We start from the raw sequence: 24,548 nt of genomic DNA on the forward strand, positions 1-24,548 counted from the left end.
AACTCGGCACCTCACGGCTGGTTCCCCACCAGTGCCCCCGAGACGATTCGAACGTCCGACACCCGCTTTAGGAGAGCGGTGCTCTATCCCCTGAGCTACGAGGGCCCGTCGGCGATCCACGAGGGCGCGCCGAGGCACGGGGCAGCTTATCATTCCCGGTGCGCGGCCCCTCGACTCCCGCGGAAGCGCCAAGACCCGTCGCGCCTTCCACGCGGCCCTCCCACTCGGGTCGTCCCGCACTGGCGACGGTGTCGGCACTCCCGGCGGGGTGTGGGGCCCGGTGCACGGCACTGGGCGCCCGGGGGCCGACCACGACCACCACCCCGGACCGGCACTGGACCTGTCGGAGGGGCCACGAGCAGTACCAGTTCTCATCAACTTGCTGCTGAACAGGTTCTTTTCCTACGCTACAGACATGTATCAGGACAAATGCCAGGTGCCGTCGGAGACTGCGGACCTCTCCAGGCTCGCGCTCACCACACCGCGCTCGATGATCCGCGACGTGTTCGACAAGGCCGCCCGCACTCCCGGTGTCATCTCCCTGGCCCTCGGAGAGCCTTCCACCACCGCCCCCGACCACGTCGTGCGGGCCGGCATCGAGGCCATCCGCGCGGGGCACACCCACTGCACCGATGTGCTGGGGATCCCCGAGTACCGGCACGCGGTCGCGGACTACACACGCCGCGTCAAAGGGCTCTCCTACGACCCCGGGACCGAGATCCACGCGACCCCGGGGGCGACGCTGGCGCTGTACCTCGCACTCAGGGTCGTGCTCGATCCCGGTGACGAGGTTGCCGTGTTCACCCCCTCCTTCGGCACCTACGAGGCGCAGGTCATCCTCAGTGGTGCGACCCCCGTGCGGGTCCCGCTGCGCCCGGAGGTCGGCATGCGCATGGAGGCCGGCGAACTCGAACGCGCCCTCACTCCCCGGACGAGAGCCGTCATCCTGAACTCCCCCGGCAACCCGACGGGCGCCGTCACGGACGCGCACGAGTTGGCACGCATCGCCGCGGTGTGTCGCGCCCACGACCTCTGGGCCATCTCCGACGAGGTCTACCACCCCTTCGTCTTCGACACCGGCCAGGTCGACCGCATCGTCCCCGCCCCCTCCATCGCCGCCTGCCCCGGGATGCGGGAGCGGACCATCGTGGTCGACTCCCTCTCGAAGGTCTTCGCGATGACGGGGTGGCGCATCGGCCACCTGCTCGCTCCCCACCGTGTCATCGTGGAGTCCGGCAAGCTCGCGGAGCAGATGAACTCCTCCCTCAACGCCCCCGCCCAGTACGCCGGGGCGACAGCCCTCGCCGGTCCTCTCGACCATGTCATCCGGATGAGGTCCCAGTACGAGGGCACCCGCGACGTGGTCGTCGACCTCCTCCGTGACCACCCACTGCTGAGGGTGAACTCCAGCATGGGGGCGTTCTTCGCCCTCGTCGACGTCCGGGGCACCGGGCTGACGGGAGGGGAGTTCGCCGACCGTCTCCTCGACCAGGAGCACGTGGCAGTCGTGCCCGGTGAGGCCTTCGGTCCCGGTGGTAACGGATTCGTGCGCCTCTCCTTCGCCGGGGACCGTGCAGACGTCACGCGTGGGGTCGAGCGGATGGCCCACTTCGCGGACTCACTGGGTCACGGTGCCTTGGTAGCGTGAGTTCCATGGCGACCCGCGAACGCACACCCGACCCCGATCCCATCGACACGCGCATCGTCCGCACCATGATGGCGGACGGCCGGGCGACTCTCTCGGTCCTGGCAGCAGCCACGGGTCTGTCCGTCTCCGCGGTCCAGGCGCGCCTGCAGAGACTGGAGAAGCGTGGCGTGATCACGGGGTACCGGGCCACGGTGGACTGGGAGGCGATCGACCTGCCGGTCTCGGCCTTCGTGGCGGTCATCCTCCAGGACTACAGCCACCAGGAACAGCTCCCCGAGCTGCTGCGCAACGTGGACGGCGTCGTCTCCTGCTACTCCATCGCCGGCGCCCCGAGCTACCTCCTGCGGGTGCGCACCGCCTCCCTCAGCGCGCTGGAGGACCTCATCAACACGATCCACCGGGTGGCGCCCGTGTCGACGGAGACCACCATGGTCCTGCGGGCCTACTTCGAGGACGAGCCGCCGGTGACGGAGGACTGACCGCCCCCGCGTCGACGGGAGCGGACCCCGCACCCCCTCCCGCTGCCCGGAGCGGCTCCCACCCGGGACCGGCTCCCACCGGGGTGCCCCCGGGCCGGAGCCCGGGGGCACCGCGCGGGAGTGCAGGTCAGGCGGTGCACACCGCCGTCAGCGCCGCTCCCACCTGGCGGCGGGGTCCGGGGCCTTGTCGCGGTGGCGTGAGGGCACGACCAGGACGGGGCAGGTGGAGTGCGCCATGACCGTCTGCGAGGTCGACCCCAGCAGCAGACCGGCGAAACCGCCGCGCCCTCGTGTGCCCACGACCACCAGGTCCACGGCGGTGGAGAACTCGACCAGGAGGTTCGAGGGGGAGCCGTCCAGCACATGGCGCGCGACGTCGAGGTCGCGGCCGTCCAGCGCTGTCGAGACCGCCTTGTTGAGTCCCTCGCGCACGTCGCGCAGCAGGGAGTCACGGTCCACCGAGGCCGGCAGCCAGGACATCATTCCCCCACCCGAGGCGATGGGGACCGCGGAGACCGCGGTGAGCTTCGCACCCCAGACGATTGCCTCGTCGACGGCCTTGTGCAGCGCGGAGGAGGCCACATCGGAGCCGTCCACGCCCACGACGATCCGCTCCACCGGGGTGAAGCTCTTCCCCGAGGTGTGCTTGGGGACGATGACCACCGGACTCTTCGAGTGCGCAGGCAGCGCGGAGGAGACGGTGCCGAGCAGTCGGTCGGCGAATCCCCCGCCGCCGCGGGAGCCGATCACGACCAGGTCGACCTCGCCCGACATCTCCACCAGCACGGCTGCGGGGTCACCGGGTTCGATGGAACCCGAGACGCGCACATCACCCCTGGCCCTGGCGGCGGCGACGGCCTCGTCGATGACCTGTTGGGCGCCGCGGCGCAGTGCTTCGTCATCGAGCACCGCGTAGCCCCCGTCCAAGGCTGCCGCTGAGTACGAGGCCAGCGCATAGGTGCAGATCACGTGGATCCGCGCATCCGAACGCAGTGCACGGTCCGCCGCCCACCTCACCGCGGCGAGGCTCTCGGCGGAACCGTCCGCACCGACCAGGATCACTTCGTTGGTGGCCATGTTCCCCTCCTTGTGTCGGGTGTCACCTCCATTGTGCCCCGCCACGGGCCCCCGGGTACACGGAAAGCGGGGCCGGGTCCCGAAGGACCCGACCCCGCCGTGCTCGGGGACGCCCCGCATGGCGTCACCGTGCCACGCTCAGATGCGCACGTACACCGGGCTTCCCCACACCGTGCGCACGGTGGTGGACGTGCCCGGCTTGGAGGAGTCCACCATCATGCCGTTGCCGATGTAGATGCCGACGTGGTAGCCCCAGGAGACGATGTCCCCGGGCTGGGCGGCGGCGGCGGAGACGATCGTGCCGCTGGACTGCTGGGCGTAGGACGTGCGCGGCAGCGAGATGCCTGCCTGCGCGTAGACCATCTGGACGAAACCGGAGCAGTCCGCCCCGGACCAGCTGGAGCCCCCGTAGACGTAGGGGATGCCCTGCATGTTCAGGGCGATGGAGGCGATGGAGGAGCCTGCCGCGCTGGCCGGGGCGGCGACCGCCTCACGGGTCTCGCTGCGGGAGGCGACCTCGGTGGTCGTGGTGGCCGCAGTGGCGGCCGCGGCAGTGGCGACAGGCGCCGCGACGGTGACCGTCTCGACGGGTTCCGGCTCCGGCTCGGGGGCCGGTGCCTCGGCGGAGGCTGCTACCTCGTCCGAGGCCGTCCACGCGATGTCGGGGACCGTGACGGTCGTCGGCAGCGTGGAGATCTTCGCCGTCGGGGACTGCTGGACGGAATCCGCGAGGGCGACGGGAGCCGCGTTGGCTGCTGCCGAGACCGCGGCGGTCAGGGCGAGCCCGGTGACGGAGACGACTGCCGTCCCGCGCACGGGGTTCATGGAGAGGGAGGAAAGGGTGTCAGTGACGGGTGCGAGCGGACGGCGGGCCTTGCGGTGCCTCGCTGCGGTCTTGGCGGTGGTCACGAGTGGTGCGTTCTCCTTGTTCAACCTGCGAGGTCAGCTGTCGGATTCGGGCAGGAGAGCCCGGTCCGGTCTCCCGGACTTCACCCCGAGGCCCTGACGGGCCATTCGTGGTTCCCCCGCGCCGGACTGGTGACTGTCCACGGTCGCCATCGTCCGGCTTCGGTACATGGCGTGTGGTCGGCTGCGTCGCAACCGAGGTTCACACTAGCCTCCACCGGGCCCCGATGTCACGTATCCATAACGGCCATGTGGACGAAAGGTGAAGCGCAGGTTCTCAGTGGACGTCGTCGAGGAAGAGGTGAGGTGCCAAAGACGCAGGCAGTGACAGGGTGCGGGCAGCGGCACCGGGAGTCCCTCCGTGCTCGGGAGTGACAAGCACCACATCCGGTCCGCCCCGGAGCCGGACCTTCGTGCCCGGTCGGATCCCGAGGTCCTCGAACTCCCGGATGACCTCGTGGGTGGCCTGGATCGGCTCACCGATGCGCCGGACGACTGCGGAGACGTCCTCGTCCGCCCGTCTGTGGAGCACCTGGTCGGCGGGCGTGCCACCCAGCTGCCCACCACCCTGCGGGATCGCATTGCCGTAGGGGTCCTGTGTCGGGTCGTGGAGCAGCTCGACGAGGCGCTCCTCGACCTGGTCCGACATGACGTGCTCCCACCGGCAGGCCTCGTCGTGGACGTCGGCCCAGTCCAGTCCGATGACATCCAGGAGGAGCCGCTCGGCCAGGCGGTGCTTGCGCATCACCTCCACTGCGCGGGCCTCGCCCTCGGGTGTGAGCTCCAGACGTCGGTCCCCACGGACGTGGAGCAGCCCGTCGCGCTCCATGCGTGCCACCGTCTGGGACACGGTCGGCCCCGAGTGGCCCAACCTCTCGACAATGCGCGCCCGCAGTGGGGTCACGTCATCCTCACCGAGCTCGTAGACGGTCTTGAGGTACATCTCCGTGGTGTCGATGAGGTCGCCCATCCGGTCCCGTCCTCTCCGCGCAGCAGCGCCTGGTGGTGGCCGACTCCAAGGATAGGGTCCTGGCCCCCTCCCGGGAGCAGGGCGCGGTGATGGGAGCCGCATCTGGCCCACTCTCGCATGTCCGGGCGCGCACCGCCCCCCGGACCGCGGCACCTGCGCCCCGGGAGCCGGACCATCGTGCCCGCACGCGATCCACAGGGCTACATTTTCGAGCATGAGCACCGACCTGCCTCTCGTCCCCTCCGAGCTCCGACCCCTCGACGGCCGCTTCGGCTGCGGCCCCTCCCGGATTCGCTCAGAACAGCTCGATGCGCTGGGAACTCCGCTGTTGATGGGGACCTCCCACCGCCAGTCCCCGGTGCGTTCCGTCGTCCACTCACTTCGCGAAGGCCTGACAACGCTGTTCGACCTGCCCGAGGGGTGGGAGGTCGTGCTCGGCAATGGGGGCACGACCACCTTCTGGGCAGTCGCCACAGCGTGCCTCGTCGAGAGGCGCTCCGCACACGCCTCATTCGGGGAATTCGGGCACAAGTTCGTCACTGAAACCGCCACAGCCCCCTTCCTCCTCCCGCCCGTGGTGGTCGAGGCGCCGGCGGGTGGGGTCGCGCTGCTCTCCGGTGACGAGGGCGACTCCGATGACCTTCCTGATCCGGATGTCTTCGCCTACCCGCACCACGAGACCTCCACGGGAGCCCTCTCCCCGGTGCGGCGCATCGGTGGCGAGGGCACGCTCACCCTGGTGGATGCGACCTCGGTGGCGGGCGGTGTCCCGGTCGACATCTCCTCCACGGACGCCTACTACTTCGCGCCCCAGAAGTGCTTCGGATCAGATGGGGGGTTGTGGGTGGCACTGCTCTCACCCGCCGCCCAGGAGAGAGCCCGCCGCCTGCATGCGGCCACGGACCGCTGGGTGCCCCAGATCCTGGACCTCTGCGTGGCCATGGACAACTCCGCCAAGGACCAGACCCTCAACACCCCGGCCATCGCGACCCTGCTGCTCATGGAGCGCCAGGTCACCTGGATGCTGGAAGAGGGCGGCCTCGGAGCCATGTCCGCGCGCTCACTCGCGGCCTCCGGCCTCATCTACGACTGGGCCGAGGCCAGCGAGGTGGCCTCCCCGTTCGTGGCTGAGCCCCGGTGGCGCTCCCCCGTGGTCGTCACGGTCGACTTCTCCGAGCAGGTGGATGCCAAGAGGCTCGCCGCCGCCCTGCGGGCCAGCGGCATCGTCGACGTCGAGCCCTACCGCAAGCTCGGTCGCAACCAGCTGCGCATTGCGACCTTCCCCGCCACGCCGACCTCCGACGTCGAGTCCCTGCTCGCCTCCATCGACTGGCTGCTGCCCCGACTCTGAGCGGCGGGCATCCCGCACGCCCTGGACAACCACATGTGGGCTCGACACCATCCAGGCCCCGGGACACCGGTCCGGGCGGGGCGCCGCCCTCGCAGATGGCGTCAGGACGTCTCCTGCGCCCTGCGCGTCGCCTCCTCGGCGTCCATGGCGGCCCGGGCCCGCTCCACCGGGCCCTCGGCCTCCAGCGGGTGCCACGACCAGTGGAACCGGAGGTGGATCTGCCAGTGGGAGATCGCCCAGACGCCCGCGATGATCGCGACCGCCAGGGAGGCGATGCCCCCGACCAGGATCGACCAGCGGGCCCCCAGGTTCTCCCCGATCCAGCCGACCACGGGGGAGCCGATGGGCGTGGCCCCGAGGAAGATCATCGTGTAGAGGGCCATGACGCGCCCGCGCATCTCCTCCGCCGTGGAGATCTGGATGGCAGCATTGGCGGATGTGATCATGGTGAGCATCGCCAGGCCCGTGGGCACCGTCAGGACGGCGAACCACGTGTAGGTGGGGGCCAGTCCCAGGAGGATCTCGCAGATCCCGAACAGGCCCGCCGCGATGACGATCATGCGCAGCCGGGGAGTCCTGCGCCGAGCGGCCAGCAGGGCACCGGCCAGGGCGCCGATGGCCATGTAGGAGCCAAGCAGCCCGTACTCCCCGGCCGCCTTGCCGAAGACCTCGGTGGCCATGAGCGCGGAGGTGAGCTGGAAGTTCATCCCCAGCGCCGAGACCACGGCGACCACGAAGAGGAGCAGCATGATGTCGGGACGGTTGCGCACGTAGGCGACGCCCTCGCGCACCTGGCCCTTCCGGCGTGCCACCAATCGGTGGGGGACGAGCTCCGCCGGGCGCATCGCGGCCAGAGCGATGACCGGGGCGAGGAAGAGCACCCCGTTGACGATGAAGACCCACCCCGGTCCGACCCAGTCGATGACCAGGCCGGACAGGGCGGGTCCGAAGAGACGCGCAATGTTGAAGGCGGTGGAGTTGAGTCCCACCGCGTTGGGCAGGGAGTGGGAGGGTACGAGCTCCGACACGAAGGCCTGCCGTGCCGGGGAGTCCAGGGCTGCCACGGCACCGCCGGCCAGTGCGAGCACGTGGACGTGCCACAGTTCGGCGGTGCCGGTCAGCACCAGGACCCCCAGGACCAGCCCGAGCAGGCCGGTCAGGCATTGGGTCATCAGCAGGAGCCTGCGTCGGTCGACGCGGTCCGCGAGGACCCCGGCCCAGGGCGACAGGATCAGGAGGGGCAGGAACTGCAGGGCAGTCACCACCCCCACCTGGAACCCGTCGTGGGAGGTCAGGACCGTCAGCACCACCCAGTCCTGCGCGACCCGCTGCATCCAGGTTCCGGTCGACGCGATGACGTTGCCGGTGAACCAGAGCCTGAAGTTGTGGTAGCGCAGGGAGTGGAAGGTACGTGACACCTGGTCGGGAGCCTCCTCAGGCCATCAGGGTCATCCCGCCAACGCCGCCTGGATGGGGCCGAGGACGAAGTACAGCACGAACAGCACCGAAGTCAGCCACATCAGTGGGTGGATCTTCGTAGCCTTGCCGAGCGCGACCTGGATGACCGTGTAGGTGATGAAGCCGACGCCGATGCCCACTGTAATGGAGTAGCCGAAGGGCATGAAAGCGATCGTGAGGAATGCCGGGATCGCGATCTGTGGGGAGGACCAGTCGATGTCGACGACCTGGGTCATCATCAGGAAGCCCACGAACACCAGTGCGGTTGACGCGGCTTCCGTCGGGACCAGTTCGACGATGGGCGACAGGAAGGTCGACAGGAGGAAGAGCACACCGGTGACCACCGAGGCCAGGCCCGTGCGTGCGCCCTCACCGACACCGGCGGAGGACTCGACGTAGGAGGTGTTGGAGGAGACGCCACCCAGACCGCCGGCGACGGCAGCCAGGGAGTCGATGAGGAGGATCTGGCGGGACTTGGGCGGGTTGCCGTCCTCGTCCAGCAGCTTGGCCTCGCCACCGATGGCGACCATGGTGCCCATCGTGTCGAAGAAGTCCGCGAGCATCAGGGAGAAGACGAGCAGCAGGACGGCCAGGGGGCCGAGCTTCTGGAGGGCGCCGAAGAAGTCGATCTGGAGCAGCGTTCCGAAGGAGGGGAGCGCGACGGGGGACCCGGAGATCGCAGGGACCGTCTGGCCCCACCCGGTCGGGTCCGTCTCCGACTTCGCGCCCAGACCCGCGACCGCCTGGATGATGACGGCGAGCACGGTGGAGGCGAGGATGGAGATGAGGATGGCGCCCTTGACCTTACGGACGTAGAGCACGATGGTCAGCAGGAGACCGAAGACGAAGACGAGTGCGGGCCATCCGTCCAGCGACCCGTTGACACCGAGCTGGACCGGGGTGCCGCCGGGGCGGATGATCCCGGCATTGACCAGGCCGACGAAGGCGATGAAGAGGCCGATGCCCACCGAGATCGCGGTCTTGAGCTGGCGCGGGACGGCCTTGAAGACGGCCTCACGGAAGCCGGTGAGCACCAGGATGGTGATGAGGAGGCCTTCCCAGAAGATCAGGCCCATGGACTCCTGGTAGGTGAGTCCGGATCCCAGCACCAGGGTGAATGCCACCATGGCGTTGAGGCCCATGCCCGCAGCCAGTGCCAGGGGGAAGTTCGCGACCACGCCCATGAGGATGGTCATGATGCCGGCGATCAGGGCGGTACCCGCCGCGATGTCACGCGCGGTGAATGGTGTGCCCTCCGGGAGCACACCGTCGGTGGACAGGATGATCGGGTTGATGACCAGGATGTAGGCCATCGCGAAGAAGGTCACGAAGCCGCCGCGGACCTCGTGACCGATGGTGGACCCGCGTTCCGTGATGTGGAAGAAGCGGTCGAGTGCGTTGGTGGGAGTTGCCTGTGGGGAGCGCGTGCGCGCAGTCTGGGTGCTCACGCGCACATCGTGCCCACCCCGCCCCCGGATTTCAAGAGCGTCCCAAGTGGGGACCGTGGGCTGGCAAACAGGAGTAGGCTGTCCCGAAACGCGGGACATCCTCCGTGGCGTCGTCGAGGGCGCCCCGCTCGCCGCCCACGAGGGCGACCCCTGCCGGTCGTCGACGAGGGCGAACCGGCCGGTGCGGATCATCGGCGGCAGGGGGGCAGCAGCGATCAGGCCCCTGCGGACGCCCCGACCACGGTCCCGCCGTCCATCTGCTCGGGGACGATGAGGAAGTCGTTGACCCGTGAGGGCTCGACCGGCCACTCGGGGCCGTCGGAGGGGACGTCCGTCTCCGAGTGCGACCCGCAGGTGTGGTCCAGGCTGACGACCTTGCCGTCGTCCGGCGACCACTCATTCGCGCAGACCCCGAAGACCCCCCGCAGGGATCCCGACATCTTCACCAGGAACCCGCAGGTCGAGCACGGGGCCTTGGGCACGCGCGTGTCGGCCGGCCCGTGATCGGAGTGGTACCAGCGTTCCACGGCCTCGTCGCGACCCTCCCGGGAGAGCACGCGCGGGCGCCCCAGACCCAGCTCACGAACCACCGGCTCGTCGGGGTCCTCGCCGGTGTCCTCGAAACCCGGCTCCAGCCTCGGGTCGTCCGCGCTGTAGGGCAGCACGTCGTCACGGGTGACGTCGGCGGGACGCAGCCGCTCCTCCCAGGGCACCCACGCGGGTGCGAGCAGGGAACCCTCCCCCGGCACGAGGTCCACCTCGCACACCGTGGCGACCTTGGACCTCGGCACGCGTGAGAGCGAGACCGCCCAACGCCAGCCGGCGTAGCCGGGCTCCAGCGTCCGGAAGTAGTGGGTGAGGAGGCGCTCCCCCTCGAGGTGGACGCCGGTGTGCTCCCCCACCGTGCCGCGACGGGCGACGGACTCCGCCGCCTCGCGTGCCACCTCGACCGCGGACTCCAGGACGGCGTCCGGTCGCGGCCTGCGGGTGCGGGTGGGCTTGGTCGGGACAGTGTCCTCAGGCATCGAAATCCTCCGCGACCGCCTGCAGCACCTGGGCGATCTTGTGGGCATTGTCGGGGTACTTGCCCCGTCTCAGGGAGTTGGAGGACATGTCCAGGAGCTTGATGAGGTCCTCCACGACGGGGACCATGGCCTGGGGCTTGCGTCTCTGGTTGCGCACGACGGACGGCGCCTCCTCCAGGACCCGGACGGACAGCGCCTGGGGACCCTTGCGTCCGTCTGCCACGCCGTACTCGACGCGGGTCCCGGGACGCGGGGCGGGAGCCCCCTCGGGCAGCGCGGAGGCATGCAGGAACACCTCGACGCCGTCATCGCCGCCGATGAATCCGAAGCCTCGATCGGCGTCGAAGAACTTCACCTTGCCGGTGGGCACGATTGCACTCCTTGTGGTCAGCGGCCCGTACGGGCCTCCGACACATGATAGTTCGCCCGGTCGCCGCGGTCGAAGGCTGGCGCGTCCCTGCGCTGTGGGCGGACGGGGGATGACCGGTGCGGCGCTGCGGACGTGTCGACGCCTGCGAGGGCGGCGCTGCGCGCGCACGCGGGGGACGCCCGGGCACAATAGGCTGACGACCGGGGCCCGAGGGGCACCGGGGAGGGAGACACGCATGAGGACGATGCACCGGCTCGCAGCCGCCGCGGCGACGGCCCTGACCGCCCTGGCGGTCGCCGCAGGACCTGCTGGCGCCACATCTCCCGTGACCATCGGCGACACGGTGACCGATCCGGAGGGATTCCTCTCGACCTCGCAGGTCGCGACGATCCAGGACGACGCCCGGCGCGCCGGGTCGGAGGGCATCGACTTCTACTTCGTGGCGGTCCCCGACCTCAGTGGTCAGGAGGTGGTCACCTGGTGTCAGCAGAGCGGCATCCAGTCGGGCCTGTCCACCAGCTCGGTGGTCCTGGTGATCGCCTACGAGGAACGCCAGATCGGGTCCTGCGGGAACGAGGGTGAGCAGGTCGTCTCCGACTCCGACCTCACCGTGGCACGCAGTGCCGCCGTCGACGTGCTGCGCAACGCGAACCCCCTGGACGCGGACACGACCACCGAGGCGGCCACCGCCTTCGTCGACTCCATGGTCGGTGCGGCGGACGGCACGGGTACGGGGACCACGGAAACGGACGGGAGCAGCGACGCCACAGGGTCCGCTCCCAGGGGTTCCGGTGTGTTCGGGACCGTCGTCGCCCTGGTGCTCCTCGGCTCCGCGGCCGCCCTCGTCCTCGTCCTCGTGAAGTCGCGCCGGACGAACTCCCGGATCCGCTCCGGTGCGGCCGCGTCGGGCGCCCCTCCCATGACGGCCGACCAGAAGGTGGACCTGGCCAACAGGCGCCTCCTCGAGGCCGATGAGATGGTGCGCAGTGCCTCCGACGAACTCGACTTCGCCCGTGCCCAGTTCGGCGCCCTGCGCACCGATGAGTACGGCGCCGCGTTCCGTGCCGCCCAGGAGGGGGTGGCGCGGGCGTTCGACGCGCAGAAGCAGATGAACGAGGCCGGGGACCCGGCTTCCCGGGCCGCGACGGCCGACCGGATCCTCACCGCCCTGGACCAGGTGATGCTCCCCCTGGTCGCGCAGCAGAAGGCCTTCCACGACCTGCGCGACTCCGAGGCCAGCGCGGACCAGCAGGTGGCCGGTCTGCGCGAGCGGATCTCCGAGGTCGAGGCATCCCTGCCCACCGCGGTCTCGGAACTGCACTCCCTGGCCATCGCCTATCCCCCGGCTGCGATCTCCGCACTCCAGGACAACCCCGACCAGGCACGCGCCCTCCTGGACTCCGCCCGCGAGGCGGCGGACCAGGCCCAGGGCCTCCTGGGCACCGATCGCTCGGGCGCGGTGGCGGCGGTGGACACGGGCATGCGCGCGGTGGCGATGGCCCAGCTGCAGGTGCGCGCCATCATGGACGCCCAGAAGAACCTGGACCACGCCAAGGAGGACCTGACGACGGCGGTCGCCTCCCTCACCTCCGACCTCAATGACGTCACGCGCCTGAAGGCCGATCCCCAGGCGTTCGCACCCCTGGTCGAGGACGCCCGCCGGGCCGTCTCCGCAGCCCAGGCGGCCCGTTCCGGCTCGGGCGATCCCCTCGCGGCCCTGGAGGACCTGCACAGCGCCGAGGCCGCGCTGGACGCCGCGCTGGCCGGGCTCCGCTCCGCGGAGGAGCAGCGCACCCGTGCCACCGGGAACGCCCGCAACCGTCTCGCAGCCGCGGAGGCCGCAGTCGCTGAGGCCGAGACCTTCATCCAGTCGCGACGCGGACTCGTGGACCTGGACGTGCGTTCGCAGATGCAACGGGCGGAGTCCTCACTGGACAGGGCCCGCGCCACCGTCGACTCGGATCCCCAGGCGAGCATCCAGGCCGCCATCGACGCGGAGTCCACTGCGCGATCCGTACTGCGCAGCAACCCACGCGGCTTCGGGGACACAGGGACCCGGAGCGACTCGGGTGTCTCGTGGGGCAACCTGCTGCTCTGGTCGATCTTCATGGGCAACCACTCCGGGGGCTCCTGGGGTGGGGGCGGGGGCGACCACCACCGTCGGGGAGGTTTCGGCGGGGGCGGGTTCGGCGGCGGCTTCGGCGGCGGAGGNGGCGGGGGAGGCGGGTCCTCCTTCTGATCCCGCAGCCCGACCCTGTCGCCTGCCCCCCCCGGCCCGGGTCCGCGCACAGGTCCCACGGGCGGGGCATGGCCGCTTCCCTGCGCTCCCCGGCCCACCCGACGACCGCGCACTCCGTCGCCCCGTGCACTCCCGCCCTCGCACCGGTGCGGGCCAGCCGATATCATCCGAGCAGGACGTGAAGCCGATCACCCCTGACGAACCAAGGAGAACACATGGCAGAGAAGCAGTCGATCCTGGGACGCATCTCCCAGCTCGCCAAGGCGAACATCAACGCGATCATCGATCGCGCCGAGGACCCGCAGAAGATGCTGGACCAGCTCATCCGCGACTACACGAACTCCATCGCCGAGGCCGAGACCGCGGTCGCCCAGACGGTCGGCAACCTCCGTCTGGCGGAGAAGGACCACGCGGACGACGTCGCCACCGCTGCCGACTGGGGTCGCAAGGCCCAGGCCGCCTCCGACAAGGCCGAGCAGCTGCGCACCGCCGGGGACTCCGCCGGTGCGGACAAGTGGGACGACCTGGCCAAGGTGGCACTGGGCAAGCAGATCCAGTTCGAGGGCGAGGCCAGGGAGGCGGAGCCCATGATCGCCTCCCAGACCGAGGTCGTGGACAAGCTCAAGTCGGGTCTGGTCGGCATGAAGGACCGTCTCGCACAGCTCAAGTCGCGTCGCGACCAGCTGGTGGCGCGCCAGAAGTCCGCGGAGGCACAGGCCAAGGTGACCGACGCGATCTCCTCGATCAACGTCATGGACCCGACCTCGGAGCTCGCCCGGTACGAGGACCGTGTCCGCCGCACCGAGGCCATGGCACAGGGCCGGGCGGAGGTCGCCTCGACCTCCCTGGAGTCACAGTTCGCCGAACTCGACACCGATTCCTCCGCGGCGGAGGTCGAGGCACGCCTGGCAGCACTCAAGCACAAGGACTGATCCCGCGGGGGAGCTGTACTCGCGGCCCACGTGCGGGAACCGCTCCCGGGCCCATGGGACCGGGGGGAACCAGCTGCAGCACCGAGGGGCGGGTGGTCGGGGAACCGGCCACCCGCCCCTCGTCCGTGCCTGCAGGCCCTACTCTGGGCGCATGGCTGAAACGACCTACCTGGTGGTCGATGGCGAGAACATCGACGCCACCCTCGGAATGTCCGTGCTGGACCACCGTCCGGCCCCCGAAGAACGTCCACGATGGGACCGAGTCCTGGCATCGGCCGGGGAGACGTGGGGGGAGCCGGCCAAGGGCCTGTTCTTCCTCAATGGTTCGAGCGGTTACCTGCCGATGGGATTCGTCCAGGCCCTGACTGCCATGGACTACAAGGCCATTCCCCTGGCGGGTCCGGCGGGCATGAAGGTCGTCGACGTCGGTGTCCAACGCACCCTGGAGGCCATCGCGCAGCTGGACTCGGGCTCGGTGATCCTGGGCAGCCACGACGGGGACTTCGTCCCCCAGGTCCGGACCCTGCTGGAGATGGGGCGCAAGGTCGCCGTCGTCTGCTTCCGTGAGTTCCTCTCCTCCCAGCTCCACGAGCTGGTGGACCTGGGTCTGGAGGTCATCGACCTCGAGTACGACGTCCACGCCTTCCAGGTGCAACTGCCCCGTATCCGCATCATCGACGTCGACGAGTTCAACCCCTTCGACTTCCTCTGAGTCGCGGACTGCCGGGAGCCGGGCACCTCGTCCCTCCCCGGCACGTGCCCGCCCGTGCGCACCCACTCGGGCGCGCACCGGGCTCCGCCCTCGCGCATGTGCGGTCGGGTGCAGGGACGGGCCCTGCCCACCCCGGTCTCCCGGAGGGGCAGGGCCCGTCCCTGTCCAGTGTCCCGATCGGCCCCGGGGTCCGCGCACCTGGCCCGGACCCGCGTCACCGACAGGGGTGGCTCACTTCACGTCGTCGTCCACCCAGTCGAAGGTCCGCGTGACGGCCTTCTTCCACAGGCGGTAGGTGCGGTCGATCTCCTCCTGGTCCGCCTTCGGCGTCCAGCGCTTCCCTTCCTGCCAGTTGGCGATGACGTCGTCGGTCCCCTCCCAGAAGCCCACGGCGATGCCGGCCGCGTAGGCGGCACCCAGGGCCGTGGTCTCGATGACCTTCGGACGCACCACGTCGACGCCGCACAGGTCCGCCTGGAACTGCATGACCAGGCCGTCGTGCGTCATGCCGCCGTCGACCTTGAGTTCCTTGAGGGGGACCCCGGAGTCGGCGTTCATGGCGTCCAGGACCTCACGGGACTGGAACGCCGTGGACTCCTCGACCGCGCGTGCGATGTGGCCCTTGTTGGCGTAGCGGGTCAGGCCCACGATCGCCCCGCGGGCGTCGTCACGCCAGTAGGGCGCGAAGAGGCCGGAGAAGGCCGGGACGAAGTAGACGCCACCGTTGTCGTCGACCGTCTCCGCCAGCGCCTGGATGTCGCTGGACTTCTCGATCATGCCCAGGTTGTCACGCAGCCACTGCACCAGGGACCCGGCCACCGCGATGGAGCCCTCCAGTGCGTAGACCGCAGGCTCCTCGCCGATCTTGTAGGCCACTGTGGTGAGGAGTCCGTTGGCGGAGAACACGGGCTCGTTGCCGGTGTTCATCAGCATGAAGCAGCCGGTGCCGTAGGTGTTCTTCGCCTGCCCACGCTCGAAGCAGGCCTGCCCGAAGGTGGCCGCCTGCTGGTCGCCCAGGATGCCCGCGATGGGCGTGTCAATGAGCAGACCCTGCTTGCGGCCGTAGCCGTAGACCTCGGAGGAGGAACGGATCTCGGGCAGCATCGACAGCGGGATGCCGAAGTCGGAGGCGATGTCCTCACGCCACTCCAGGGTCGTGATGTCCATGAGCATGGTGCGCGAGGCATTGGTGACGTCGGTGACGTGGATGCCACCGTCGACCCCGCCGGTCATGTTCCACAGCACCCAGGAGTCGGTGTTGCCGAAGTACAGGTCCCCGGCCTCCGCCTTCTCGCGGGCGCCGGGCACGTTGTCGAGGATCCACTTGATCTTCGGGCCGGAGAAGTAGGTGGACAGGCCCAGACCACAGATGTCCTTGTAGCGGTCCATGCCCTTGTCGCCGGCGAGCTCACGGGTGATGGCAGCGGTGCGGGTGTCCTGCCAGACGATGGCGTTGTAGACGGGCTCACCGGTGTTCTTGTCCCACACCACCGTGGTCTCACGCTGGTTGGTGATGCCGACCGCCGCGAGCTGGTGGCGGTTGATGCCCGCCTTGGCGAAGGCGTCGGCGACGACGGCCCGGACCGAGTCCCAGATCTCCAGGGGGTTGTGCTCGACCCAGCCGGGGTTCGGGAAGATCTGGGTGAACTCCTGCTGGCCGACGGCGACGATCTCGCCGGAGTGGTTGAAGATGATCGCCCGGGACGAGGTCGTCCCCTGGTCGATCGCCATGACGTACTTCTCTTCTGACATGTCAGTCCTTCTCACTTGTACGTGGTGGTGTTCAGGGAGTTCCCCCGGTGTCGGTCGGGACCGCGGTCCCGACCGACACCGGGGAGGGGTGGATGGCGTCCGCGTCGATCAGGCCAGGCCGACGGCGAAGACGATGACCGTGGCGACGATGGCACCGATGATCGGGCCGACGACCGGGACCCAGGAGTAGGCCCAGTCCGAGTCACCCTTGCCCTTGATGGGCAGGACGGCGTGTGCGATGCGCGGCCCGAGGTCACGGGCTGGGTTGATGGCGTACCCCGTCGGGCCACCGAGGGAGGCGCCGATGACGACGATGATGATCGCGACACCGAGGGGTCCCAGGCCCGATTTCGAGTATCCGGCGACGAAGACCCAGATGATGAGCACTGCCGTGGCGATGGCCTCGGTGACGACGTTCCAACCGTAGGAACGGTCCTCAGGACCCGTGGAGAACACGCCGAGCTTGAGGGCCGGGTCGAGGTCCTCGTCGAACTGCTTCTTGTAGGCCAGCCATGCGAGGACCGCACCGACGAACGCACCCAGGAACTGGGCGACGATGTAGATGATGACGTTCAGGGCGGTCACGGCGACGCCGCCCTCGCCGATGGCGGGTCCGTTCAGGGTGACCGAGGAGTCGAACATGTGGCCCACGACCTTGGCGATCGTGACGGCGGGGTTGAGGTGACCGCCTGTGGCGTAGGCGACGTAGACACCGGCGAAGACTGCGAAGCCCCACCCGAAGTTGACCATCAACCAGCCGGTCCCACGGCCCTTGGACTTCGGGAGGAGGTTCGTGGCGACCACACCTGCACCGAGGAGCAGGAGGATCGTCGTTCCGAAGAACTCCGAGATGAAGATCTGAGCACTCGTCGGGGTCGTTCCTGCTTCTATCGCCGCAGGGAGCAATGTCGTGAACACTGTGCACTACCTTTCTCCGGCGCGTCATCACGCCGATTGTGAGGGTGGCCCATTCCACCTTGCACATGAGCCACTTTCGGGTCCGGGGACCCCCGCAGTGACCACGGTTGCGGGACACCCCGCGGGTGAATCTCTCCTCCACGGACCGTCCTGGTGACGGTCCCCGGCGGACGACATGTCAGGGATGAGGGGACTCAGCCCTGCACGTCCGGTGCCACGTCGATGAAGGGGGTCACCTCCCCGACCTCGCCACGGACGCCCTGGGCCTCGACCTCGTCGAGGATTCCCTCGGCCCTGTCCTCGGCCTCACAACGGGCCTCGTAGGCCCGAAGTTCCGCCGACCTCCTCTCCTGGTCCCATCCAAGCAGGTCGGATGCCAGGTCCGCGGCTTCTTCGGCCACGGCGGTTCCCCGGTCCCTGTGCTCGTAGGTCAGCCTCGTGCGGCGCACGAGCAGGTCCTCCAGGTGCAGGGCGCCCTCGTGCGTGATCCCGAAGGCGAGTTCGGCGCGGAGGTACTCCGGCGCACCCTGCAGCTCCTCGCCCAGGTCCGGGCGTTCCTCGATCATCGACAGGATGACCTCGATGTCGGAGCCGTACCTGTCCAGGAGGTCCTCGATGTGGTCCCGGCTCAGGCCCGAGTGCTCGGCGAGCGTGTGGCGACGTCCCCACAGCGCGTGGTAGCCGTCGGCTCCCTCCAGAGGGGTCTCCGCCGTGACGGAGGGCAGCTCGGCGGCGCGCCGCTCCCCGAGTGCGAAGTCCACCGCGTCCTCGGCCATCTGGCGGTAGGACGTCAACTTGCCACCGGCGATCACGGTGAGTCCGGGTGCGGCCTCGGTGACCGTGTGCTCGCGGGAGACCTTGGTCGACTTCGAGTCGTCCCCGTCCAGGGTGCCCGGCTGCAGCAGGGGCCGCAGACCGGCGAAGGTGCCGATGACGTCGTCCTTCGTCAGGGGTGTGGCGAGGACGGAGTTGGCGTGGTCCAGCAGGTACTCGATGTCCGAGCGGTCCGCGACGGGTTCACGCCGGTCGAGGTGGTAGGCGGTGTCGGTGGTGCCGATGATCCAGTACCGCTTCCACGGGATGATGAAGAGGACCGACTTCTCGGTGCGCAGGAAGATGCCGACCTTGGAACGGATGCGGTCCTTCGGCACCACGAGGTGGATGCCCTTGGAGGCCAGCACCTTGAGGCCACCCCCGGTGCCCGCCAGGGCCTGCGTCTTCTCCGTCCACACGCCGGTGGCATTGATGACGGCCTTCGCCTCGACGTGGTGGTCGGTGCCGGACTCGAGATCACGCAGGTCGGCTCCCGTCACGCGCCCGGAGGCGTCCTTGCTGAGACCCACCACCTGGGTGCGGTTGGCCGCCAGCGCCCCGTAGCGCACGGCGGTGCGGACCAGGGTGACGACGAGGCGTGCGTCGTCGACCCGGGAGTCGTAGTACACGATCGACCCGGTCAGCGCGTCGGGGCGCAGGGCCGGTGCCAGGCGCAACGAACCCTTGCGGGAGTGGTGGCGCTGCATGGGCACGGAACCCCTGTGGGCCCACTGGGCCAGGGCGTCGTACATGCCCACGCCCACTGCGGAGTAGGCGCGCTCGACGACGGGCGTCTTCAGTGGCCACAGGAACGGCTGGGCCTTGACCAGGTGGGGAGCGGTCGTGGTCAGCAGGAGACCGCGCTCGCGCAGCGACTCCGCGACCAGCTTGAAGTCCAGCTGGTAGAGGTAGCGCAGGCCACCGTGGACCAGCTTGGAGGAGCGGGAGGATGTCCCCGACGCCCAGTCCTGGGCCTCGACGACACCGACGCGCAGGCCACGGGTCACCGCGTCCAGTGCGATCCCCGCACCGGTCACCCCGCCGCCGATCACCAGGATGTCGAGAGGTTCGGAGGACATGTCGGACAGTGCCTTGGTCCTGTTCGTGACCGAGAGCTCAGGGACTGTCATGACTTCTCATCTCCTTCGATGTGGGCATCTGCGCATGTCGCGACGGGCACCAGTATCTCAGGAGGTGCACATCGAACCGTAGGCATTGAACGCCTGTGCATGTCACACTGGTCCCCGTGAGCATCCGTGATGAGCAGGCACATGAGGCCGCGTCCATGTACTACCTCCAGGGCCAGACCATGGAGACCATCGCCCGGCACCTCGGGGTGTCCCGCTCCTCCGTGTCGCGTCTGCTGGCCCACGCCCGCGAGACGGGCCTGGTCCGCATCTCCGTGGCAGCCGCACCGGGGACGCGCGGGACACTGGCGGGGCAGATCAACGATCTCTTCGGTGTGCGTGCCTCCGTGGTGCCCGTGCCCGACGTGGACACCGAGGTCAACAGGCTCCACAACGTCGCCCTCGTCGCCGCGGAGCGCCTCGTCGAACTCATGGAACCCGGAGCCGTCCTCGGCGTGGCCTGGGGCAACACGACCGCCGAGGTCACCCGCAACATCCCCCACGTCCACTTCCCCGGCTCGGTCGTGGTCCAGCTCAACGGCGCAGCCAACGCCAGCCAGTCGGGCCTGCCCTATGCGGACTCCATCATCTCCCAGGCTGCCGACGCCTTCGGTTCCCGGATGGTCCACTTCCCCGTCCCCGCCTTCTTCGACTACCCCGAGACGAAGCAGGCGCTCTGGCGGGAACGTTCCATCCGGTCCGTCCTGCAGACCATCGAGTCCGCCACGGTCGCGCTCTTCGGTGTGGGCGCACTGGCGGCGAACCTGCCCTCCCACGTCTACTCCGGCGGCTACCTCGAGCCCCAGGAACTCCAGGACGCCAAGGCGGACGGGGTGGTCGGGGACGTGTGCACCGTCCTCATCCGTGAGGACGGCTCCACCCAGATGGACCTCAACAGGCGCGCCTCCGGCCCCACTCCCGCCACGCTCCAGAAGATCCCCCACCGCCTGTGCGTCGTCTCAGGGGCCTCCAAGGCCCTGCCCCTGCTGGGTGCCCTGCGCGCAGGTGTCGCCACCGACCTGGTCCTCGACGACGCCGCCGCCCGGACGCTCCTGGACCTGGCACGCATGAGATCGGGGCACCCGCGCACAATGGTGCGGTGAGTTTCCACATCCGGGACGCGCGCCCCACGGACGTGCGCGCCATCGCCGCCCTGGTCAGCCCCTACGCAGCCAGGCGCATCCTGGTGTCCAAGGAGCTCATCCACTACTTCGAGGACGTCCAGGAGTTCATCGTCGTCGAGGAGACCCCCGGCGGACCGGTCATCGGCTGCGGTGCACTGCACGTCATGTGGGACGACATCGCCGAGGTGCGCACCCTCGCCGTGGACCCGGCCCACCTCCACCGCGGCATCGGGTCGGCCCTGCTGGAGACACTGGTGGGACGTGCGCGCCGCATGGGCCTCATGCGCACCTTCTGCCTGACCTTCGAGGTCGAGTTCTTCGCCCGCCACGGCTTCCGCGTCATCCAGGGCACCCCCGTCGGCGAGGACGTGTTCACGGAGATGCTGCGCAGCCACGACGACGGGGTCAAGGAGTTCCTGGACCTCGCCTCGGTCAAGCCCAACACCCTGGGCAACACGCGCATGATCCTCGACCTCGTCAGCGCGGAGCCGCTCCCCCACTCGGAGCCCCTCCCCCAGTCCCAGGCGCCGTGGACCCGTGTGGCCCGCAGCGCGAACGAGGGCGACGCGCGGGGGCGCGGTGACCGCAGTGTCGGGCGGGGTGACGGCCGGGACGCCGGGCAGGACGGCCCGGAGGACGGGCAGGACGGGGTGCCGGGCGCCCTCGCACGCGGAGCCTGACGGACCCACCCGGTCCGCTTCCTCCCCGTCGACCGTGACACAGGGACGACGCACCCAGGGGGGCGCCCTCGTCACCCCCGGTGGGAACCGACGGAAGCCACCACCCGGTGACACGGTGGCCGGGCGCCCCACGGACGCGGTCGCGGCCACTCCTCCTGACCTCGACCGGAGCGCTATCGTGGAAGGAGACCCACCCCACTCCGGGGTCCATCCCGAGCCGAGAGGCACCGTCGCATGCGTATCGCACTCTTCGCGACCTGTATCGGTGACGTCATGTTCCCGCAGGCACCGCAGGCCACCACCCACCTCCTGGAGAGGCTCGGGCACGAGGTGGTCTTCCCCGCCGACCAAGCCTGCTGCGGGCAGATGCACGTCAACACCGGATACTTCCCCGAGGCGATGCCGATCATCGCGAACCACGTGCGGACCTTCGAGCCCGTCCTGGACGGCGAGTGGGACGCCATCGTCGTCCCCTCCGGGTCGTGCACGGGGTCCATCCGTCACCAACAGGCCATGGTCGCCGCCTCCGAGGGCGACGACGAGCTGAGCCGGCGCGCCGCACAGATCGCCGAGCACACCTACGAGCTCTCCGAGCTGCTCGTGGACGTGCTCGGGGTGACCGACGTCGGCGCCTACTTCCCCCACCGGGTCACCTACCACCCGACCTGCCACTCACTGCGCATCGCCAAGGTCGGGGACAAGCCCTACCGCCTCCTGGAGGCCGTGGAGGGCCTCCAGCTCATGGAGCTGCCCGAGGCGACCAGTTGCTGCGGGTTCGGTGGGACCTTCTCGATGAAGAACGCCCAGACATCGACCGCGATGCTCGCCGACAAGATGGCCAATGTCATGTCCACGAAGGCGGAGGTGCTCGTCGCGGGCGACTACTCCTGCCTGATGCACATCGGTGGGGGCCTGTCCCGCATGCGCTCGGGTGTGCGCACCATGCACCTGGCCGAGGTACTGGCCGGGACCCGCGAGGAACCCTGGGCAGCTCCCGAGACGACGACGAAGGTGGGTGCGTGATGAAGGTCCCGATCCAGCTCCAGGAGGCCGCGACCAAGGCCATCGGCACGGCCGCCACGGCCACGGCCACCGCGATCCAGGCCGTCGACCAGGTCCTCCACCGCGGGACCACCGCCGAGCAGGACGCCGCCGACCGCGGGAAGGTCCAGGCGTGGACGCCCTCGGCCCCCACACCCGAGAACCCGCTGCGCTGGGGTGCCACCTTCCCCACCGCCGCGTCCGCGACGCTGCGCAATACCCAGATGCGGCGCAACATCAAGCACGCCACCCACACGATCCGCGACAAGCGCGACATGCGCGTCTCGGAGCTGCCCGACTGGGAGGAACTGCGCCTGGCGGCCGCCTCCATCAAGAACGACGCGATGAGCCGCCTGCCCGAGCTGCTCGAACAGCTGGAGGCGAATGTCACCGCGCGCGGCGGCATCGTCCACTGGGCACGCGACGCGGAGGAGGCCAACCGCATCGCCTTCGGCATCGCACGCTCCAAGGGTGTCTCGGAGGTGGTCAAGGTCAAGTCCATGGCCACCCAGGAGATCGGGCTCAACGAGTACTTCCACACGCGCGGCATCGAGGCCCGCGAGACGGACCTGGCGGAGATGATCGTCCAGCTCTCCGACGACATGCCCTCCCACGTGGTCGTCCCCGCGATCCACCGCAACCGCTCCGAGGTGCGGGCGATCTTCCGCGAGCGCATGGAGGACGCACCCGAGGGACTCACCGACGACCCGCGCGACCTCACCGCAGCAGCTCGCGCCCACCTGCGCCGCAAGTTCCTCGCAGCGAAGGTGGCGATCTCGGGATCGAACATGATGGTGGCCGACACCGGGACCCTGAGTGTCTTCGAGTCCGAGGGCAACGGACGCATGTGCCTGACGCTGCCCGAGACCCTGATCTCGATCGTGGGCATCGAGAAGATCGTGCCGACGTACCAGGACGCGGAGGTCTTCGCCCAGTTGCTGCCCCGCTCCGCCACGGGTGAGCGCATGAACCCCTACACGTCGATGTGGACCGGCGTCACCCCGGGGGACGGGCCCCAGGAGTTCCACCTGATCCTCCTGGACAACGGACGCACCCGGGTCCTGGCGGACCCCGTGGGACGTCAGGCCCTGCACTGCATCCGCTGTGGGGCCTGCATGAACGTGTGCCCCGTCTACGAGCACGTCGGTGGGCATGCCTACCAGTCGGTCTACCCCGGACCCATCGGGGCGATCCTCACCCCCCAGCTGCGCGGTGCCTTCGAACACGACGACCCGGCGGCGACCCTCCCGTTCGCCTCCAGCCTCTGCGGCGCCTGCTTCGAGGCCTGCCCGGTGCGCATCGACATCCCCTCCGTCCTCGTCGAACTGCGTCACCGCACGGTGGAGGCCTCACGTGGTGGTGTCCCCAACGGGTGGGACGTCGCGATGAAGGCCTCGATCATGCCGATGTCAAAGGGGTCGGTCATGGGGATGGCCGGAGCCGTGATGCCCGTCGGACGTGCCGTGGCCGGTGCCGACCGCCGGATCGTCCACCTGCCCTGGCCGGCAACCGCCTGGACCAACACCCGCGACATCCCGGCTCCTCCCAGTCAGTCCTACCGCCAGTGGGAGGCGGCACGGCGTGCGGGACGTGACGAACCCACTCCAGGTGTGGTCGATGCTCCCGAGCCGGGGGAGCTGCCCGGGCAGGACGCCGCGGCGCCGCAGGGACCTGGAGCGGACGGCGCAGGGTTGGCGGGCACCGAACCACAGGACACGGGCACGACACCCGAGGAGGACGCCCGATGAGTGCCAAGACCGAGATCCTCGCCGCGGTGCGCGCGGCCATCGCGCAGTCCCAGCCAGCCGCCCCGGACCCACACGTCGTGCGTGATTACCGTTTCCACGCCGGTTCCCCGGCGGGATCGGAGGCGATCGTCGCGGAGTTCGTCGAGGCCCTGGAGGACTACCACGCCCGGGTCGCCCAGGTCAGCTCCGCAGAGGTACCGGGTGCCATCGACGACATGCTGGAGGCCGCGGAGGCGCACAGCGTCGTCGTCCCCTCCGGTCTGCCGCAGGAGTGGGCCGAAGCAGCGGGCGGGCAGCTCGGTCGTGGACGGGGTCGCAAGCGATCCGCACCCCGTGAGGTGCACACCGACTCCCGCGAGGAGCCACTGGACAAGGAGTTCCTCGCAGGGGTCAATGCCGTCGTCACTGCGGCGCGCACCGCGATCTCCCTGTCGGGCACCATCGTGCTCGACGGCGAACCCGACCAGGGACGTCGCGCGATCACCCTTCTGCCCGACGTGCACGTCTGCGTCGTGCGGGCCTCCCAGGTGCAGGGCACGGTCCCGGAGGCCGTGGCGATCCTCGGTGAGCACCCCGAGCGTCCCCAGACCTGGGTCGCGGGCCCCTCGGCCACCTCCGACATCGAGCTGGTCCGCGTCGACGGCGTCCACGGTCCCCGCACCCTGTGCGTGGTGGTCGTCACCGACGCCTAGGGACGGCCCGGCCACCCCTGGCCGCGCGGCTATCCTTG

The 24,548-nt window shown here is 69.7% G+C and carries 20 protein-coding genes, 1 tRNA gene, 1 pseudogene and 1 riboswitch; of the genes and pseudogenes, 11 read left to right on the forward strand and 11 right to left on the reverse strand.

The genetic code is table 11. The annotated features are described in order from the left end of the window. Positions 1–32: 32 nt before the first annotated feature. Positions 33–105 (reverse strand) — tRNA-Arg (locus BQ9890_RS08785). 310 nt (positions 106–415) lie between these two features. On the opposite strand from BQ9890_RS08785, the gene BQ9890_RS08790 reads away from it, so the two are divergent. Then, positions 416–1,648, forward strand: coding sequence for a pyridoxal phosphate-dependent aminotransferase (locus tag BQ9890_RS08790; RefSeq protein ID WP_078062340.1), 1,233 nt, complete (start codon positions 416–418; stop codon positions 1,646–1,648). Between the two features lie 5 nt (positions 1,649–1,653). Beyond that, positions 1,654–2,127, forward strand: coding sequence for an Lrp/AsnC family transcriptional regulator (locus BQ9890_RS08795; protein ID WP_075890906.1), 474 nt, complete (start codon positions 1,654–1,656; stop codon positions 2,125–2,127). A gap of 147 nt (positions 2,128–2,274) precedes the next feature. On the opposite strand, the gene BQ9890_RS08800 is transcribed toward BQ9890_RS08795, so the two are convergent. The 3 genes from BQ9890_RS08800 to BQ9890_RS08810 form a co-directional block, all read right to left on the reverse strand. After that, a complete protein-coding gene (locus BQ9890_RS08800; protein ID WP_075890908.1) occupies positions 2,275–3,204 on the reverse strand; it encodes a universal stress protein in 930 nt (309 codons plus the stop codon). Between the two features lie 138 nt (positions 3,205–3,342). Continuing rightward, positions 3,343–4,113, reverse strand: a complete 771-nt coding sequence (locus BQ9890_RS08805) for a C40 family peptidase (RefSeq protein WP_075890910.1) — start codon at positions 4,111–4,113, stop codon at positions 3,343–3,345. Between the two features lie 7 nt (positions 4,114–4,120). After that, positions 4,121–4,288: riboswitch (cyclic di-AMP (ydaO/yuaA leader) on the reverse strand. A 99-nt stretch (positions 4,289–4,387) separates the two neighbouring features. After that, positions 4,388–5,080: a metal-dependent transcriptional regulator gene (locus BQ9890_RS08810; RefSeq protein ID WP_075890912.1), complete on the reverse strand. Its 693-nt coding sequence runs from the start codon at positions 5,078–5,080 to the stop codon at positions 4,388–4,390. Positions 5,081–5,294: 214 nt separating this feature from the next. On the opposite strand from BQ9890_RS08810, the gene serC reads away from it, so the two are divergent. Then, positions 5,295–6,431 (forward strand): phosphoserine transaminase, encoded by a 1,137-nt coding sequence (serC, locus tag BQ9890_RS08815; protein ID WP_075890914.1) that lies wholly within the window; start codon positions 5,295–5,297, stop codon positions 6,429–6,431. A gap of 101 nt (positions 6,432–6,532) precedes the next feature. Here the strand turns inward: serC and BQ9890_RS08820 are convergent, their stop codons facing one another. The 4 genes from BQ9890_RS08820 to BQ9890_RS08835 all read right to left on the reverse strand — a co-directional run bounded on the left by BQ9890_RS08820 (position 6,533) and on the right by BQ9890_RS08835 (position 10,732). Next, positions 6,533–7,849, reverse strand: a complete 1,317-nt coding sequence (locus BQ9890_RS08820) for an MFS transporter (protein WP_075890916.1) — start codon at positions 7,847–7,849, stop codon at positions 6,533–6,535. 30 nt (positions 7,850–7,879) lie between these two features. Then, positions 7,880–9,337: an NCS2 family permease gene (locus tag BQ9890_RS08825; RefSeq protein ID WP_075890918.1), complete on the reverse strand. Its 1,458-nt coding sequence runs from the start codon at positions 9,335–9,337 to the stop codon at positions 7,880–7,882. Between the two features lie 215 nt (positions 9,338–9,552). Continuing rightward, positions 9,553–10,362 carry a DUF3027 domain-containing protein gene (locus tag BQ9890_RS08830; protein ID WP_075890920.1) on the reverse strand — a complete coding sequence of 270 codons (810 nt, stop codon included), beginning with the start codon at positions 10,360–10,362 and terminating at the stop codon, positions 9,553–9,555. Beyond that, positions 10,355–10,732 carry a cold-shock protein gene (locus tag BQ9890_RS08835; protein ID WP_075890922.1) on the reverse strand — a complete coding sequence of 126 codons (378 nt, stop codon included), beginning with the start codon at positions 10,730–10,732 and terminating at the stop codon, positions 10,355–10,357. Before BQ9890_RS08835 ends, BQ9890_RS08830 begins: the two co-directional genes overlap by 8 nt. Positions 10,733–10,976: 244 nt before the next feature. Between BQ9890_RS08835 and BQ9890_RS15670 the strand changes: the two genes are divergently transcribed. From BQ9890_RS15670 to BQ9890_RS08850, 3 genes are all read left to right on the forward strand, one after another. Then, positions 10,977–12,971, forward strand: a complete 1,995-nt coding sequence (locus BQ9890_RS15670; protein WP_456047838.1) for a TPM domain-containing protein — start codon at positions 10,977–10,979, stop codon at positions 12,969–12,971. 215 nt (positions 12,972–13,186) lie between these two features. Further along, on the forward strand, positions 13,187–13,903 hold the full coding sequence (locus BQ9890_RS08845) for a PspA/IM30 family protein (protein WP_075890926.1): 717 nt from the start codon (positions 13,187–13,189) through the stop codon (positions 13,901–13,903). Positions 13,904–14,054: 151 nt separating this feature from the next. After that, positions 14,055–14,615, forward strand: coding sequence for a PIN domain-containing protein (locus BQ9890_RS08850; protein ID WP_075890928.1), 561 nt, complete (start codon positions 14,055–14,057; stop codon positions 14,613–14,615). Positions 14,616–14,846: 231 nt separating this feature from the next. Here BQ9890_RS08850 and glpK read toward each other — a convergent pair whose 3' ends face one another. The 3 genes from glpK to BQ9890_RS08865 form a co-directional block, all read right to left on the reverse strand. Beyond that, the gene (glpK, locus tag BQ9890_RS08855) at positions 14,847–16,367 is read right to left on the reverse strand and encodes a glycerol kinase GlpK (protein WP_075890930.1); all 1,521 of its coding nucleotides are present in this window, start codon (positions 16,365–16,367) and stop codon (positions 14,847–14,849) included. Positions 16,368–16,475: 108 nt separating this feature from the next. Next, positions 16,476–17,285 (reverse strand): MIP/aquaporin family protein, encoded by an 810-nt coding sequence (locus BQ9890_RS08860; protein ID WP_075890932.1) that lies wholly within the window; start codon positions 17,283–17,285, stop codon positions 16,476–16,478. A 194-nt stretch (positions 17,286–17,479) separates the two neighbouring features. Further along, positions 17,480–19,228, reverse strand: coding sequence for a glycerol-3-phosphate dehydrogenase/oxidase (locus BQ9890_RS08865; protein WP_075890934.1), 1,749 nt, complete (start codon positions 19,226–19,228; stop codon positions 17,480–17,482). A gap of 155 nt (positions 19,229–19,383) precedes the next feature. Here BQ9890_RS08865 and BQ9890_RS08870 point away from each other — a divergent pair, with 155 nt between their 5' ends. From BQ9890_RS08870 to BQ9890_RS08890, 5 genes and pseudogenes are all read left to right on the forward strand, one after another. Beyond that, positions 19,384–20,328 carry a sugar-binding transcriptional regulator gene (locus BQ9890_RS08870; RefSeq protein WP_075892946.1) on the forward strand — a complete coding sequence of 315 codons (945 nt, stop codon included), beginning with the start codon at positions 19,384–19,386 and terminating at the stop codon, positions 20,326–20,328. Continuing rightward, positions 20,298–20,825, forward strand: a pseudogene (locus BQ9890_RS08875) (amino-acid N-acetyltransferase); the annotation flags it as partial. The gene BQ9890_RS08870 and the pseudogene BQ9890_RS08875, both read left to right, overlap by 31 nt. Before the next feature lie 438 nt (positions 20,826–21,263). Beyond that, on the forward strand, positions 21,264–22,052 hold the full coding sequence (locus tag BQ9890_RS08880) for a (Fe-S)-binding protein (RefSeq protein WP_075890936.1): 789 nt from the start codon (positions 21,264–21,266) through the stop codon (positions 22,050–22,052). Beyond that, positions 22,052–23,818, forward strand: coding sequence for a LutB/LldF family L-lactate oxidation iron-sulfur protein (locus BQ9890_RS08885; protein WP_078062343.1), 1,767 nt, complete (start codon positions 22,052–22,054; stop codon positions 23,816–23,818). The genes BQ9890_RS08880 and BQ9890_RS08885 overlap by 1 nt, the downstream gene beginning before the upstream one ends. Then, positions 23,815–24,510 (forward strand): LutC/YkgG family protein, encoded by a 696-nt coding sequence (locus BQ9890_RS08890; RefSeq protein WP_075890938.1) that lies wholly within the window; start codon positions 23,815–23,817, stop codon positions 24,508–24,510. The genes BQ9890_RS08885 and BQ9890_RS08890 overlap by 4 nt, the downstream gene beginning before the upstream one ends. Positions 24,511–24,548: the final 38 nt, after the last annotated feature.

The organism is Actinomyces provencensis, from assembly GCF_900155435.1.
Classification (GTDB): Bacteria; Actinomycetota; Actinomycetes; order Actinomycetales; family Actinomycetaceae; genus Pauljensenia; species Pauljensenia provencensis.